13 protein-coding genes are annotated in these 16,101 nt (G+C 40.7%); 6 read left to right on the plus strand and 7 right to left on the minus strand.

Annotated elements, in window-relative coordinates; all coding sequences use genetic code 11:
• Positions 1-267 precede the first annotated feature (267 nt).
• A complete protein-coding gene (locus CWB78_RS10400; protein WP_008110735.1) occupies positions 268-1,491 on the minus strand; it encodes a NupC/NupG family nucleoside CNT transporter in 1,224 nt (407 codons plus the stop codon).
• A 17-nt stretch (positions 1,492-1,508) separates the two neighbouring features.
• On the minus strand, positions 1,509-2,138 hold the full coding sequence (gene udk / locus CWB78_RS10405; RefSeq protein WP_008110733.1) for a uridine kinase: 630 nt from the start codon (positions 2,136-2,138) through the stop codon (positions 1,509-1,511).
• 192 nt (positions 2,139-2,330) lie between these two features.
• Here udk and CWB78_RS10410 point away from each other — a divergent pair, with 192 nt between their 5' ends.
• The 5 genes from CWB78_RS10410 to CWB78_RS10430 all read left to right on the plus strand — a co-directional run bounded on the left by CWB78_RS10410 (position 2,331) and on the right by CWB78_RS10430 (position 6,525).
• Positions 2,331-3,548 carry a phosphopentomutase gene (locus CWB78_RS10410; protein WP_138595429.1) on the plus strand — a complete coding sequence of 406 codons (1,218 nt, stop codon included), beginning with the start codon at positions 2,331-2,333 and terminating at the stop codon, positions 3,546-3,548.
• Between the two features lie 66 nt (positions 3,549-3,614).
• On the plus strand, positions 3,615-4,316 hold the full coding sequence (gene deoD / locus CWB78_RS10415; RefSeq protein ID WP_008110728.1) for a purine-nucleoside phosphorylase: 702 nt from the start codon (positions 3,615-3,617) through the stop codon (positions 4,314-4,316).
• Positions 4,317-4,659: 343 nt separating this feature from the next.
• Positions 4,660-5,403: a ferredoxin--NADP reductase gene (locus CWB78_RS10420; protein ID WP_138595431.1), complete on the plus strand. Its 744-nt coding sequence runs from the start codon at positions 4,660-4,662 to the stop codon at positions 5,401-5,403.
• 90 nt (positions 5,404-5,493) lie between these two features.
• Positions 5,494-6,195, plus strand: a complete 702-nt coding sequence (locus CWB78_RS10425) for a nuclear transport factor 2 family protein (protein WP_138595433.1) — start codon at positions 5,494-5,496, stop codon at positions 6,193-6,195.
• A gap of 9 nt (positions 6,196-6,204) precedes the next feature.
• Entirely contained in the window at positions 6,205-6,525 is a 321-nt protein-coding gene (locus CWB78_RS10430; RefSeq protein ID WP_008112665.1) for a hypothetical protein, read from the plus strand.
• Positions 6,526-6,537: 12 nt separating this feature from the next.
• Here CWB78_RS10430 and CWB78_RS10435 read toward each other — a convergent pair whose 3' ends face one another.
• Positions 6,538-7,419, minus strand: a complete 882-nt coding sequence (locus tag CWB78_RS10435; RefSeq protein WP_138595435.1) for a tetratricopeptide repeat protein — start codon at positions 7,417-7,419, stop codon at positions 6,538-6,540.
• A 642-nt stretch (positions 7,420-8,061) separates the two neighbouring features.
• Between CWB78_RS10435 and katG the strand changes: the two genes are divergently transcribed.
• Positions 8,062-10,242 (plus strand): catalase/peroxidase HPI, encoded by a 2,181-nt coding sequence (gene katG / locus CWB78_RS10440; protein ID WP_138595437.1) that lies wholly within the window; start codon positions 8,062-8,064, stop codon positions 10,240-10,242.
• A gap of 505 nt (positions 10,243-10,747) precedes the next feature.
• Here katG and CWB78_RS10445 read toward each other — a convergent pair.
• From CWB78_RS10445 to CWB78_RS10460, 4 genes are all read right to left on the minus strand, one after another.
• The gene (locus CWB78_RS10445) at positions 10,748-12,349 is read right to left on the minus strand and encodes an ABC-F family ATPase (RefSeq protein ID WP_010389550.1); all 1,602 of its coding nucleotides are present in this window, start codon (positions 12,347-12,349) and stop codon (positions 10,748-10,750) included.
• A gap of 143 nt (positions 12,350-12,492) precedes the next feature.
• A complete protein-coding gene (locus CWB78_RS10450; RefSeq protein ID WP_010389548.1) occupies positions 12,493-13,227 on the minus strand; it encodes a substrate-binding periplasmic protein in 735 nt (244 codons plus the stop codon).
• 117 nt (positions 13,228-13,344) lie between these two features.
• Positions 13,345-14,856, minus strand: a complete 1,512-nt coding sequence (locus CWB78_RS10455) for an ABC transporter substrate-binding protein (protein ID WP_138595439.1) — start codon at positions 14,854-14,856, stop codon at positions 13,345-13,347.
• 35 nt (positions 14,857-14,891) lie between these two features.
• Positions 14,892-15,674, minus strand: coding sequence for a substrate-binding periplasmic protein (locus CWB78_RS10460; protein ID WP_138595441.1), 783 nt, complete (start codon positions 15,672-15,674; stop codon positions 14,892-14,894).
• Positions 15,675-16,101: the final 427 nt, after the last annotated feature.

The raw sequence follows: 16,101 nt of genomic DNA on the forward strand, positions 1-16,101 counted from the left end.
CCGAGAACAACTAAATAGCCAATTTTCTGCCTTGCTATCAATGCGTTTTCCAGCCTCAAAATAGACTACTTAACTAAGCGAATTGGTATTAATCGTAGAGAGAACGTGAGAATTAACGAAGATATTAAAAGGGTTTAAAGTAGGGGGGCTAAAACGATAAAAGGGCCTTGCGGCCCTTGGTGAAGTATCGTTCAAGTCAGATAGTGCTTTAACCCCTTAAAGCGCTATCCTATTGTTTTGCAACAGATGGATCATCTCATTAAGTTTCTAAGCTAGCGAGAGGAAAAACCCAGCAATTGCTGCGCTCATAAGGTTAGCCATAGATCCTGCTAACACTGCTCTGAGCCCTAAGCGTGCGATATCCTTTCGCCGACTAGGCGCCATACCGCCTAATCCACCTAGTAAAATGGCTATCGATGATAAGTTAGCAAAGCCACACAATGCAAAAGTAACAATTGCTTGTGTATGCGCACTTAACGTATCGCGATAATTTATAAAGTCTAAGTAAGCAACAAACTCATTTACCACTAACTTTTGACCAATAAAGCTGCCGGCTATAATTGCCTCATTCCACGGTACTCCTAGTAACCATGCAACAGGGGCAAATAAGTAGCCTAAAATTTCTTGTAGCGTTAATGTAGGGTAATCAAATAACCCACCAATACCGCCTAATAAACCGTTTAATAAAGCAATTAACGCAACGAAAGCAAGTAGCATTGCACCTACGTTAAGTGCCAACTGCATACCGTTTGCTGCGCCTGATGCTGCTGCATCAATAACATTAACCGGTTTGTCATCGCCTAAATCTATCTCGGCTAAATCATCTTTAGGTGTTTCTGTCTCTGGCACTATCATTTTTGCCATTAAGAAACCACCTGGTGCCGCCATAAAGCTGGCTGCAATTAAATACTTAAGGTCAACACCAATAATTACATAACCGGCCATTACAGAGCCTGCTACGGTGGCTAAACCACCAACCATTACTGCAAACAATTCCGACTTGGTCATGGTTGCAATAAACGGTTTAACAATTAAAGGCGCTTCAGTTTGACCAACAAAAATATTTGCTGTGGCTGAAAGCGACTCGGTGCGTGAGGTTTTCAATAATTTTTGTAAACCGCCACCCAAAATTTTAATAATCCAATCCATAATGCCCAAGTGATATAACACAGCAACCAACGCTGAGAAAAACACAATAACGGGCAATACTTGAATTGCAAAAATAAACCCTAGCGTATCTTGCGAAGCTAATGGGCCAAATAAAAAGCTAATTCCATCGTTGGCATAACCAATAACCGATGAAACGGCGCGAGACATACTCGCTAATACATTTTTGCCTGCTTCAAAAAACAGTACAAATCCGCCGATAATCACTTGCATTAAAAATGCGATACCCACGGTTCTTAGTTTTATTGCTTTGCGATTAGTTGAGGCTGCAAAGGCAATGCCTAGTAGCACCATCATGCCTACTAAGCTCATAAATGTTGTCATACAAACGTTTCCCGTTGTTATTCTTGTAAAATGTACTTTATTTTACTTTTTATAATATCAATCGCAACGCGATTCATACCGCCTCGAGTCACAACTAAATCAGCGTTATGCTTTGAAGGCTCAATAAATTGATAAAACATCGGTCTAACAGTTGCTTGATATTGCTCAACAACAGATTGTAATGTTCTGCCTCTTTGTTCCATGTCGCGTTGCATTCGGCGCATTAAACAAATATCTAGCGGTGTATCTATAAACACCTTGATATCAAATTCTTTATTAAGCGCTTTATCGCTCAGTAATAAAATACCTTCTACAATGAGTATTTTAGCCGAAGCCACACGGCGTGTTTTATCGCTGCGTGTATGTTGGGCATAATCATAAGTTGGTACTTCAACAGAGTGGCCATTACGAAGTTGTGTTAAATGCTCAAGCATTAGTTCGTGTTCAAATGCATCAGGATGGTCGTAATTCGTTTGCGTACGATGTGCCATCGGCAAATGCGATTGATCCTTGTAATAAGCATCTTCTTCAATAATGGCGATAGCGCCTGGTTCAAGCTCATTTACCAATTCATTATAAATTGTTTGGCTAAATAGAGATTTGCCGGACGCCGATGCGCCTGCAATAGCTATAATAGTTCGTGTCACTAAAGTTCTCACCCACACAGAAGGATATATTGTTGGTAGATCACAATAGCAAAAAAGACACGATTAATCTCTTTTGCTTCGCTTAAGAGTGCAAATTTATAATGTTTAGGTTTTATGAAACAGGACTTATGTCCTGTACGGAAAAATCGAAGAGCAGATAAAGTAACCACCTAGAACAGATGTGAGGTCACAATGGCAAGAGCAATTATCTTAATGGCGGATAGTTTAGGAATTGGCGCAGCACCCGATGCAGATAAATTCGGTGATGTAGGTGCTAATACATTCGCACATTTACTCAAGGCATATTATGACGAAACTGGCAGTAAGCTTTCGCTTCCTAACCTTTCAAAATTAGGGTTAGTAGATGCATGTGAAGCCGCTGGTAAAGAACCCTGTTTAATTGCTGACCGTAATGAGCCACAAGGTGCATGGGGTTATGCAAAAGAGCTTTCAAGCGGTAAAGACACGCCATCGGGTCATTGGGAAATGGCTGGCGTGCCAGTGTTATTTGATTGGGGATATTTCCCAAAAACACAACCGAGTTTCCCACAAGAATTTGTAGACGAGTTTATTGCTCGTACAGGTATTCCGGGCATTTTAGGCAATTGCCATGCATCGGGAACCACTATTTTAGAGCAGCTAGGTGAAGAGCACGTAAAAACAGGTAAACCAATCTGTTACACCTCAGCTGACAGTGTGTTTCAAATAGCCGCGCATGAAGAATCATTCGGCCTAGAGAAGCTTTATCAAGTTTGCGAAATCGCACGGGCGCTGCTTGATGAAATGAATATAGGACGAGTGATTGCGCGGCCATTTTTGGGTTCAAATAGTCAAAACTTTGCCAGAACCGGTAATCGTCGTGATTACTCAGTATTACCGCCTTCGCCAACATTGCTTGATGTACTTGCAAAAGACGGTGGCGAAGTAATCAGTATTGGTAAAATTTCAGATATTTATGCGCACCAAGGTATTACCCAAAAGCATAAAGCGCCAGGGTTAATGAACTTGCTAGAAAAAACCAGTGAAGTGATGGCCACTGCGCAGGATCACAGTTTAATTTTTACCAATTTAGTTGATTTTGATGAAAAGTTTGGCCATCGCAGAAATCCTGTTGGCTATGCTAAAGCGCTAAAAGAGTTTGATGATTACTTACCAACTATTTTAGATCAGCTAAAGCCTGATGATTTATTAATGATCACCGCCGATCATGGCTGTGACCCGACCTTTCCAGGGTCAGAGCACACTCGTGAGTATGTTCCAGTTATTGCTTATCAGCCAGGAATGAACAACACGCCACTGGGTGAACGCAATAGCTTTGCTGATATCGGTCAAACGCTTGCACAATGGTTTAACTTAAAAGCGTTAGAATATGGTGATGGCTTTATTGATAAGCTGAACACAGTTAAATAACTTAAAAATACGCTACTATATTTTTAAAGTAATAGGGCTTTTAGCCAAACAAAAGGAAAACAATCAATGAGTACTCCGCATATCAGTGCAAACGTAGGTGATTTTGCCGAAACAGTATTAATGCCAGGCGATCCGCTACGCGCACAATATATTGCTGAAAACTTTTTAGATGATGCAGTGCAAGTAACTGGCGTACGTAACATGTACGGCTTTACTGGAACTTACAAAGGTAAGCCAGTGAGCATTATGGGTTCTGGCATGGGCATTCCTTCAATGTCAATTTATGCTCGTGAGCTTATTGTTAGTTTTGGCGTTAAAAATATTATCCGTATTGGTACCTGTGGTGGTATTGGCAGCGATATTAAAATTCGCGACGTAATATTTGCACAAGGTGCAAGCACTGATTCTAACGTGAACCGTGCCCGTGTTCGTGGTACTGACTTTGCAGCGATTGCTAACTTTGATTTACTTTTAAACGGCGTTAATGCGGCTAAAGATTTAGGCATTGATGCAAAAGTAGGTAATGTATTTACTACCGATACTTTCTATCAAGCAGACGACACTTTCTACAAAGACCTAGACAAACTAGGTGTACTTGCGGTTGATATGGAAACAGCTGGCCTATACGGCGTAGCAGCAGAGTACGGCGCAAAAGCAATGGCATTATTTACCGTAAGCGATCACGTGATCACCGGCGAAGCAACACCTGCAGATGAGCGTCAAACCACGTTCAACGAAATGGTAAAAATTGCATTAGAGTCTATCTAATCTTAAACAGTTCCTTGGTAACGTATTCACTAAGTTTTGGAGACACGCCCAAAGTGAAGTGAGACTAAACCCCCAAAGCCGCATTTTATGCGGCTTTTTTTATGCCTGAATTTAGGTGCGGGATGCGAGCCAAGGGCTTCGAGCTACGAGCTTTATGTTCCTAGGTTTTAGCACTAGCTCGTTGCTCGATACTCGAAACCCGTAGCCCGTTGTGTTCTCATTTATTTCCCTGTCAGTATTTATAACTTAATGCTAATGTTTAAGTTATAAAGCTTGCCTTTAAAGTGAACAATTTTAAAGTTTTAGCTGATAGCTGAAAAACGTCTTAAACTCTGGAGTAACTATGTCTAATTGGATTGATGCGACAGTAAAGTCAGTCAAATGGTGGAATGAATCGTTATTTAGCATAACCGTTCACGCCGATGTAGAGCCGTTTAAAGCAGGGCAATTTACAAAGCTCTCTATTATGGACGGTGATAAACGTATCGCTCGCGCCTACTCTTATGTTAATGCACCACAAAGTCCTGATTTAGAGTTTTACCTCATCAATGTGGTTGATGGTTTACTATCTTCTCATTTAGCCACACTCAAACCAGGTGACACCGTATTAATAGAGCGCCGAGCAACTGGCTTTTTTACTCTAGATGAAGTGCCTGCGAGTGAGCAACTGTGGATGCTTAGTACAGGCACAGCTATTGGGCCATTTTTATCAATGTTACAGCAGAGCGAAGTATGGCAAAAATACAAACACATAAATTTAGTGCATGGTGTACGGCAAAATAGCGATTTAAGCTATCAGGAGCTTATTAACAAACTAATAAAATCACATCCTAGTCAACTCAACTATATTCCGGTTGTTAGCCGTGAGGTGCCTTTACAAGGCTTAGCAGGCAGAATTACCACTGTGATTGAAAATAATGCTTTATATGAGTACGTGGGGTTATGGGCTACACCAAATAATGCCCAATTTATGCTGTGTGGTAATCCGCAAATGGTTAAAGACACCACAGAGTTATTATTGGCTCAAAATTATAAGCGTAATCGTCGAAAAGAGCCGGGACATATCACGGTTGAGCAGTATTGGTAGCTAGCTATAACGTTATAATAACTATCTCAGAGGCCTAAAATTTGCTATGTTGCGCTTTAATTGTATTTAGTCTTCGTACTTAGGAAATTCATGAAATCTTTATTTATTATTTGTGCCTGTTTATTGGCCGCTTTCACGTTAAATAGTCATGCTATAGAGCAATCAACACCGCTGGACGAGACTAAACAAACACAGCAAAAAAATGCAGCGCAACAACAAGACGCGCTTGATACATTAAGCCAAGAGGCTAACACGTTAAAAAAGCCAGTTATTGAGAAAGTAAAAGCAGATGACTCTCAAGTACTTGGCAGCGAATCTACAAAGCCCGTTCAGCAGCCTAATAGTAAAGCGGATAAAGCCCAGGCTGTTGCGCAAGCTGAGCAAGCAGTTACACAAGCAAAAGAAGCACTCACAGCAAAGCAACAAGCCAAAGCAAAACAGTCGCGAGAGTCACTTGCTGTTGTTGAGCAATTAGTAAATGCTTACAACGCGCGTAACATTGAAGAATTTATTCGCATGTATGATGAAGATGTTGAGTTTTATATTTTCCCGAATGAGCTATTATTTAAAGGTAAAGAAAAACTAATAGCGCGTTATGGCATTATGTTTAAAAAACTTAAGTGTCTGCACTCATCACCAATCAAGCGTATTGTGCATGGTGATATTGTAATAGACCATGAACTGTCAGAAACCTGTTCAACGGATGCGAACGTTATAGATAAACGTTCAGAGCTTATATCAAGTTATCAGATTAAAGATGGTAAAGTGGTTAGGGTTTTATTTTTTAGGTAATTATTAATTATGCAGCTAAGTGACGAGAAAAAAATTCGTGTAATGTATCGAGTAGAGCCAGGTTGTTTAGGCCCTGATGGCGTAGACCACATTGAAGACTTTTGTCGCTTTGCGAACAAGCACATTAAATCGCCTTATTATGCGCAGTTATTATTTTTACCTCGATACGACAAGCAAAAAGATGAGCGCCAATACAGCGTTAAAAACCGCAATTTATCTCAGGTGCAGGCTAAAGCGTACTTAAATCATTTTGAAATTGACATAGAAGACTTTGAAGAGCAGCTAGACGAGCTGCTCTCTAAATCAATAGACTTATACTTCAAACGCTAGGATCAGCAGACCCTAAGCTTCGTTTGAAACAATAGCATTAAAGCTATCGTTATCATGTAGGCTGGCAAAAGCACTTTCGTGAAGTAGCTCGTTTCGTAAGTTAGGCGAGTATTCAAGCGACATTTTTATATCAGCTAGGGCATCTGCATGTTCATGTGTTAAAGCATACGCACAGGCTCTTTGCCAATAAGCGTAACCATAATCACTGTCTATATCAATGGCTTGATTGCAAAGCTCAATGGCTTGCTCAGTTTCATTTAGCTCTAATAATGCATCCGCTTTGTAGGCAATTGCTTCTACATCTTCTGGTTTACGTTTTAAAATCTCATCGAATATTTCAATTTTATTGGCAATATCACTTTCTAGGTTGGCTCGCATCCATAACGAATGAACTTCGTTGGTGATCGATATACGTTCTTGGTTACTGAGTATTTCTTCAGAGCGTACACGCAGTTTCTCTTCTAAAATTTTCAAGCGGTCTTCGTACTCGTCAGTAATAACACTAACTCGAGTATTTACTATATCTTCTACTTTATTTTTTACATCACGTAGTGAATTCCAGCCCACCAATACTAAAATAGAAGCGGTGGCAGTAATAATAAAAAATACATTATTAATGGTATCTGTGGTGTAGGTAAGCGCCCGATCGGCGGTGTCTAACTGTGCATGCGTAACTTGTTTGGTCACGTCTTCACGCAGTTTTTGTTGATCTTGGCGAACCGACTTTAATTCGTCGAGAATATAACGCTCAAGTAATGGCTTATAAATTGGCTCTTTTAGCTGCGCTAATTCACGTTGCTGTTGCTCATCCAAGGTCGCGGTGTTTTTATCAGCAGCTTGCACTGCAGATGAAGCACCTATAAAAACAATAAATAGTAAAAAATAAAAACGCATTGATATGCCTAGTTAAAAAATTAATTAATCGCTTTGTTAACTCTAACATGCGCACATCATTGGTACTAGGGTGAGTATAGGGAAGCTGGCATTAACTTGAGTAGCAGTAATTATAGGCAAAAAAAAACCAGCCCAAGGTGGGCTGGAAAAAACTACATCAACATCTCAGGGAACAATAGGAGATAAGGCCTAGTGTATATGTGCCTACCTGAATTTTTACTTAACTAAATTCAAATAGTTAAAAATAGGGAAGAAATAAAGGTGCATAAATAGTTTATACACCTTTTATAACTATAATTTCATGGCGAAGGGGGGTATTCCACTGTGCACTTAAGATAACCTAAGTCACTTTCAAACCCTTCAGCATACATTACGTGGCTATTTTTAATAACGATCATCTATTTTATAAAAAGTTTTAATATTAAGCACACAACTGACAGCACCATCATATTTATAAATGATTGTAATCGTTTTAAAGCATCGTCTTACTCTAGCGTATCAAAGCCGCTACACGTATATTGAATAAGTAGAGACCGTACACGTCATTAATATAATGGCAAAAAAATAACAGCGCTCCCAATTGGTGAATGCCAAAAGCAGTAAGCATGGGCGTTTTTATTTATATTTAAAAAGGAGCTCAATATGGATAATCATAAAGCGGGTAAATGCCCAGTTATGCATGGCAGTAATACCACAACTGAAAACACCAATACAGATTGGTGGCCAAATTCACTAAATTTAGACATCCTTCATCAGCACGATAGTAAAACTACCCCCTACGATAGCGACTTTAATTACGCCGACGCTTTTAATTCACTCGACTTAGAGGCACTTAAAACCGACCTAAAAAATTTAATGACTCAAAGCCAACCGTGGTGGCCAGCCGATTGGGGGCACTATGGTGGCCTGATGATCCGTATGGCATGGCATGCAGCGGGCTCGTATCGTTTAGCGGATGGCCGAGGCGGTGGCGGTACGGGTAATCAACGTTTTGCTCCACTTAACTCATGGCCTGATAATGCCAACCTCGACAAAGCTCGCCGTTTGCTGTGGCCAATTAAAAAGAAATACGGCAATAAGCTTTCATGGGCTGATCTGATGATTTTAGCCGGTAATATGGCGTATGAATCAATGGGACTTAAAACCTTTGGCTTTGCTGGCGGCCGTGAAGATATTTGGCACCCAGAAAAAGACGTTTACTGGGGCGCAGAAAAAGAATGGCTGGCCCCAAGTGATGAGCGATATACCCAGGTTGATAAACCCGACACCATGGAAAACCCATTAGCAGCAGTACAAATGGGCTTAATTTATGTAAACCCAGAAGGGGTTAATGGCAAGCCCGATCCACTTAAAACCGCAGATCAAGTTCGCGAAACCTTTGCCCGCATGGCCATGAACGACGAAGAAACCGCAGCACTCACCGTTGGTGGCCACACTGTAGGTAAAACTCACGGTAATGGTAAAGAAGAAAACTTAGGCCCTGAGCCAGAAGCCGCCGACGTACACGAGCAAGGCCTTGGTTGGAATAACTATAAAACGCGTGGCATTGGCCGCGATACCATGACCTCAGGTATTGAGGGCGCATGGACAACTTACCCAACTAAATGGGATAACGGTTATTGTAAATTGTTGCTCAATTATGAATGGGAGTTAACCAAAAGTCCTGCCGGTGCTCATCAGTGGGAGCCGGTTAATATTAAAGAAGAAGATAAACCCGTTGATGTGGAAGACTCATCAATTCGTTTAAACCCAATAATGACCGATGCCGACATGGCAATGAAGCTCGACCCCGCATATCGTAAAATTATTGAGCGTTTTAATGACGATTTTGAGTACTTTACTGACGTATTTGCTCGCGCATGGTTTAAGTTAACCCACCGTGATTTAGGGCCAAAATCGCGCTATTTAGGTGCCGATGTACCAAGCGAAGATTTAATTTGGCAAGATCCAATTCCAACGGTTGATTACACCCTAAGCGACGCTGAAATAACCGACTTAAAAGCGAAGCTACTTAATTGTGGATTAAGTGAAACCGACTTAATTAATACCGCATGGGACAGCGCACGTACTTACAGAGGGTCAGATCACCGTGGTGGTGCTAATGGCGCTCGTATTCGCCTTGCTCCGCAAAATAACTGGCAAGGTAACGAGCCTGCGTGTTTAGCCAAGGTACTTAGCGCACTTGAAACACTGCAAGCGAGTTTAACTAAGCCTGTTAGTATGGCTGATTTAATTGTACTTGGCGGCACCGCTGCAGTAGAGCAAGCTGCTAAAAAGGCCGGAGTTGATGTAACCGTACCATTTGCCCCAGGGCGTGGCGATGCAACTGATGATATGACCGACGCAGAGTCATTTGAGCCATTAGAGCCAATTCATGATGGTTTTAGAAACTGGTTGAAAAAAGACTACGCTGTATCCGCCGAGGAGCTATTACTGGAGCGCAGCCAATTAATGAGCTTAACCGCGCCAGAAATGAGCGTGTTACTAGCTGGTATGCGCGTACTGGGCACTAACTATGGCAATAGTGAGCATGGCGTATTTACAGAAAACGTAGGCGTACTGAGTAACGACTTCTTTGTTAATTTAACTGACATGAACAACCGCTGGGAACCTGCAAGCAAAGGCGAGTACAACATAGTTGATCGCGCAAGCGGTAAAACCAAGTACACGGCTACGCGGGTTGATTTAGTGTTTGGTTCAAACTCAATTTTACGTGCATTGGCAGAGTTTTATGCTCAAGACGATAACAAAACCCGTTTTGTACACGACTTTATAAATGCATGGGTAAAAGTAATGAACGCCGATAGGTTTGATATTAAATAAACCTGAGTAATATTTAAAAGGAGCAGCAATGCTCCTTTTTTTTATTATTTGAAAGTTACGAGCTGCGGGCAACGGGCTGCGAGGCGCGAGCTAGTGCTAAAATCTGAAACCTTTATCCTTTAACCTACTCTTTCAGCGCAGCGCCTCATAGCCCTCTTTGTGCATAATTCACTAAAAGCTATTTGAACACAGAGAAGCGAATGAGAGTAAATGAGAAGACAACGGACTTCGAGCTGCGAGTCGCGGGTAAAATGCAGCGCCTCATAACCTTCAGTGGTAAATAAATCACTTAAAAGTTATTTGCACAAAGAGCAAAGAATGAGAGCAAATGAGCAAAAAAACACAGCCTTTCTTTGCTTTTTTATAAATAAACTACCAAGCACAATTCTGCCGAACCCCGAACCCCGAAATACAGGCACAAAAAAACGGCGCTTAAATAAGCACCGCTTTTAAAATAGTTTAGGCTATTTCTTTAACCTTTAACCTTTAACCTTTAACCTAGCTCTTAAGCTACTTTATTTTCTTCGCAGCTTGCCAGGTATTCGTCAAACGTACCTTGAAAGTCAATCACTTGCTTGTCTTTAATATCAACAATACGCGTTGCTAGTGACGATACAAACTCACGGTCATGGCTTACAAAAATAAGCGTGCCTTTAAAGTCTTTTAGGGCATTGTTAAGCGCTTCAATGGCTTCCATATCCATGTGGTTTGTTGGTTCATCCATTATTAGTACGTTAACGTCTTGCATCATTAACTTACCGAATAACAAACGGTTTTTCTCACCACCTGAACAGTTACGGGCTTTTTTATTTGAATCGTCTGCGGTAAATAATAAACGCCCTAACATGCCACGAACCATTAAATCGTTGTGTTTAGCAGTGCGCCACTGCGACATCCAATCAAATAAAGTTAAGTCGTTATCAAAGTCTTTGCTGCTGTCTTGTGGGCAGTAACCAAAGGTCGCGTTTTCTGACCATTTAACTTCACCGTGTAAACTTTCAAGCTCGTTAACTAAACAACGTAAAAAGGTGGTTTTACCCACACCGTTTTCGCCAATTACCGCAAGCTTTGCACCCGCTTCTAGCAATAAGTCGCCGCCGGTAAATAACGTTTCACCGTCAAACCCATGGCCAAGCTTGGTTAGCTCAAGCGCTTGGCGATACATTTTTTTGCCTTCGTCAAAGCTCAGTGACGGGCTCATACGGCTTGATGCTTTAACTTCATCAAGCTTAATTTTGTCCATTTTTTTAGCACGCGAGCTGGCTTGTTTTGCTTTAGAGGCATTAGCACCAAAACGGTTAACAAAGTCTTGCAGCTCGTCTATTTCAGCGCTTTTTTTCGCGTTTTCAGCTAATAACTGTTCGCGTTGTAAGCCTGAGGCTTCAAGGTACTTTTCGTAGTTACCTGGGTAAATACGCAGCTCGCCGTAATCAATATCGGCCATGTGCGTACATACCGAGTTTAAAAAGTGACGGTCATGGGAAATAATTATCATGGTACATTTACGTTGGTTAAGCTCATTCGCAAGCCACGTAATAGTATGAATATCCAAGTTATTGGTTGGCTCATCAAGTAGCAAAATATCAGGATTAGCAAATAGCGCCTGTGCTAAAAGCACACGCAATTTCCAACCAGGGGCTACGTTTGCCATTAAACCATAATGAAATTCTTTATCGATACCCGCATCAAGTAGTATTTCTTCTGCGCGGCTTTCTGCGGTGTAACCGTCCATTTCAGCAAAAACGCTTTCAAGCTCGGCCACTTTCATGCCGTCTTCTTCGCTCATTTCAGGCAACGAATAAATACGGTCGCGCTCTTGTTTTACTTTCCAAAGCTCAACGTCGCCCATAATTACCGCATCAACTACGCTGTATTGTTCAAACGCAAACTGATCTTGGCTTAGGTTACCTAATTTTAGCCCCGGCGTAATAGACACATTACCTGCACTAGGCGTAAGCGCACCGCTTAAAATTTTCATAAATGTCGACTTGCCGCAGCCGTTAGCGCCAATTAAACCGTAACGGTTACCGTTACCAAATTTAGCTGAAATGTTTTCAAACAACGGCTCTGCGCCAAACTGCATCGTAATATTTGCGGTGGAGATCAAAAAAAGTAATCCTAGAAAATTAATGGCAGGGTTAAGCTGCAGCAAGGTGCCGCATAAATAAACAAGCGATAGAGTAAATAATAGGCCGCGAATTATACAGATCCACGCCCAAAGATGAAAGGTAAAAGAATAAAGCTTAAAAGCTATAACAGCTGATAAATAGCGTGTATGTTGCTTTTATTTTGTTTAATTAACTCATTTATAGTTTGTAACTCGGCTTGGTTAATAGACTTTTTACTCAACATTAAATGAATAGAACTCTTATTAATAGCCGCCATACTAGTAACAAGCTCAATGCTTGGGTGTTGGTTTAAAAAATATTGTGCTGCTACTTCGTCTTCTATTGCGTAATCCACTCTGTTTTTACTAAGCATTGCAAAGCGTTTATCGGCTGTGGGCATCATAATAACGTGAGCAGGATGATTTTGTTTAAACTGCGCAAATGCAGCGCCATAATAACTACCGCGACCAGTAGCGAGAGTTAAATCTCTATAAAAAATATCGCTTAGGTTATTTATATCAGGAGAGTCGCTATATTTATAAAGGCGCATTATTTCATCGCGATAAGTATCGCTAAAATAGGCATAACTTTGTCTATCAGGGGTTATGCTGGCTGCAAAAACAATATCAATACGGCCTTCTTTTAACTCTTCAAAAGCACGAGCAGAGGTAGGCAGCAACATAAACTTTAAACAAAAAGGTGAGCCGTTAAAAATCGTATTTACCACATCAATTTCAACGCCTGTTAAATTGTTATTAACTGCCACCACATAAGGCGGCCAGTTGCGTTCATTAGTACCCACTTTAAGTGTTTTGGCACAGGCAAATACCTTAAAACTACCAATTATTAGTAATACAACAAAAGCGAGTCTTAGCATTTTATTACTCTAAAGAATGACTACAACTAAGTATACACTAGCTGGCAGATTTATCCCGCTTGTAATAAATAAAGAGCGCGCAGTGCAGGTAGCCCAGTAAAAACAAATGCTGGGGGCTCAAGGGGTTGCAACTAAGCCTAACGACGCTCGATAAGCCTTTAATTGTTTGTTACGGCCAATTTCATCGGTTAACTTATTCCAGCCGGTTTCAATGTTTTCAACCGTTTGGTCTACGGTTTGGTTATGCCTTAAGTATTTAGCTACTTCCGTGTCGAGTATGTCTCTAAAGTAACGGTTGTTTTCAAAAATTCTTAAATCCAGAATAATATTGGCATTATTTACCGTTTTAGAAATAGAGCCTAAATAAAAGCGAAGGGTATTTTCACTCATGCCTTGTTTAAGCCAGTTTTGCTGATTAACTAATTGAGAGGTACGATACGGGTTCATGCCCGTGGCCCCTATGGTTACATCTTCATTAGATTGCAAAGGCTGAGTAACATACGACAAGTACTCATAAGCGAGCTTTTTTTTGCCAGCAGTGCTGGCGCGGTTTATTGAGCCTACCCAACCACCAAATGCAGCATAAGGCGCATAGTTAATATCGCCCATGGCAAATGGACAAAGGGTAGAGTTACATCGTTCAAGCTGGTTTGTTTTACGATTTAATACCTCGGTTGACCCCGGTAATATACTTACCCCCGTTTTGTTTTTTACTTTAGATTCGGGTAGTACGGTCATGGTGCCAATATCGCCCCATTCAATAGCTAAAGCGCAGCGCCCATTAATAAACGCATACCTTACATCGTTAGTGTCAAAGTTAAGTTCATCGGCAGAGCCAAATTCGGTGGTTTGTTTATAAATTTGTAAGGCTTTTTTAAATGCCGCGTTATTCACTAACGGCGCCATGGTTTTGGTGTTAAAAAATATCCCCTGCGACGTGCCTTTACTTTGCAAAAAACTACCCGCAATAGACAACAGCGACCAATACGACTGTTCATTGGCTTTTTTAGAAATGCACGAGCCAAAATCACCTTCGCCATCCCCATTCATATCAACCCCATGTAATTGCTTAGCAATAGCAAGGTAATCATCCCAGGTTCTGGGTGGGGTAAGGCCATACTTTTTAAGTACATCGAGGCGGTAATACAGTAAGTGTATATCGCCATCGAGGGGGATAGAGTAAATTTGACCATTATATTTAGAGCTAAAATCTCTAAAAAATCGGGATACATCATTCCATTGAATTAGAGGGTCGGCACTTACGTAGGTGTCTAGGTGCTCTAGGTAATTGTTTTGTGCAAAATCAACCATCCACTGCGATGCATAAGCAATAATATCGTACTGGCTGGTTGGCGAGCTTAAATCTTTACTTATTTCATTATATAACTGACCAAAAGGCACCTTGGTTACATTAACTTTAATACCGGTTTGCTGTTCAAACTCTAAGCCCCTTTGTATAAGTGGCTTGCTAATAATAGTGCCTAAATCAACCGTAATTAAATTAAGTTGGGTGTTTGCGTGAAGCAGTGTACTGGGTTGGCTTTCTATTTTAGAGAGAGGCAGGTTATTTTGTGCAACGCATTGAAAAACAAAAATTAAGCTTATAACTAAAGCAAATACAACTCTCATAAAAAACTCAACCACAGCAATATGTAATTACTACTCTAGTCTATATTTTGTGGAAAGGGAAAAGGCAGGTAGTTGTAAGCAATAAAAAGCGCTTCTAGCTCACCACTGGCAAGTAACTTAGCAAAACCAGCATCAAAAATTTGTGCTAACTCGCGGCCTTTAGCGTTATCGGTAAAGGCAATGTATTGCTTTATTGGAACTATGTTTTCAATTTGGTACTGCTGTGGGTCAAAGTTTATTGTTGATAACTCAGCGGCATTAGCAATCAAGGTTTGCTGCAGCGCTTTACGGCTATCTAAAAAGAAATCAAGCCTATCAAGCTTGAGCATTTTAACGCCCTCAATCCGCTGAGTAACCTGTTGCAAATCAATCGACACATACAAATAATTATTGTAGTTAGATCCCCTTAATGTACCTACCGAGCGGTTTTGTAACGAATACTCACCTTGCCAATTTTTAAATCGGCCTTTTTTAAACATCGCCGACACAAAAGTAATATCGTAATGCCAAACCGGAAAGTACAACCCCTCCACCTCATTTTGCCTTGCACTTAACATAGCATCGGCATTGCCGTTAGCCGTCCACCAATAAGCACGCGACTGAGGCACAATCATAATATTGAGTTCAATCGACTGCGCAGCAAAAATTTTAGTTAGCATATCAACGTAAAGGCCAGAGCCGTCTTTTTCTACCAGCCCGTCAATGGTGTCGGTAGCCAGTACAATTTTTTTAATATCGCTCGACGCCCAACCACTACTAGGCACGCCTAAACAAAGCGCTAAAAGTACAGCTAAAAACCACCTAACCCTAACATTCATTGTAAGTAACACCTCGGTACTTAAACACAGCCACACTAGCCAATACATTTTTTATACTAGTAAGCGCTGAAGAGCGATCTTATGAGTAAACATAGCACACCTCGCTGACCAATAAATGAACGGTGCAATACGTGTTCATACTATTACACTGCAGGGTAAATAACAGCCATGTTTTTAGTGTGGATTAAGGTAAGTGTTTAATTATTGCTACTCATTCAAATAGCGCCGAAGCGTTTATATAACTTTAATACTTTCAAAGATGTAGAGTTAATAGGTAAAAGTGTAAATAACATTGGTTTATAGCCGTTAAACAGTGCTTTTTTGTAATAAAAACATACTACTTAGGGCGTATATATTGTTGTAGCTCTATATTTTTAAATGTTGATACTGTAGATTAGTTATAAATGAATGCCAGATTAATAAATAA

It is taken from the genome of Pseudoalteromonas sp. S1612 (genome assembly GCF_005887175.1).
GTDB classification, from domain to species: Bacteria; Pseudomonadota; Gammaproteobacteria; order Enterobacterales; family Alteromonadaceae; genus Pseudoalteromonas; species Pseudoalteromonas undina.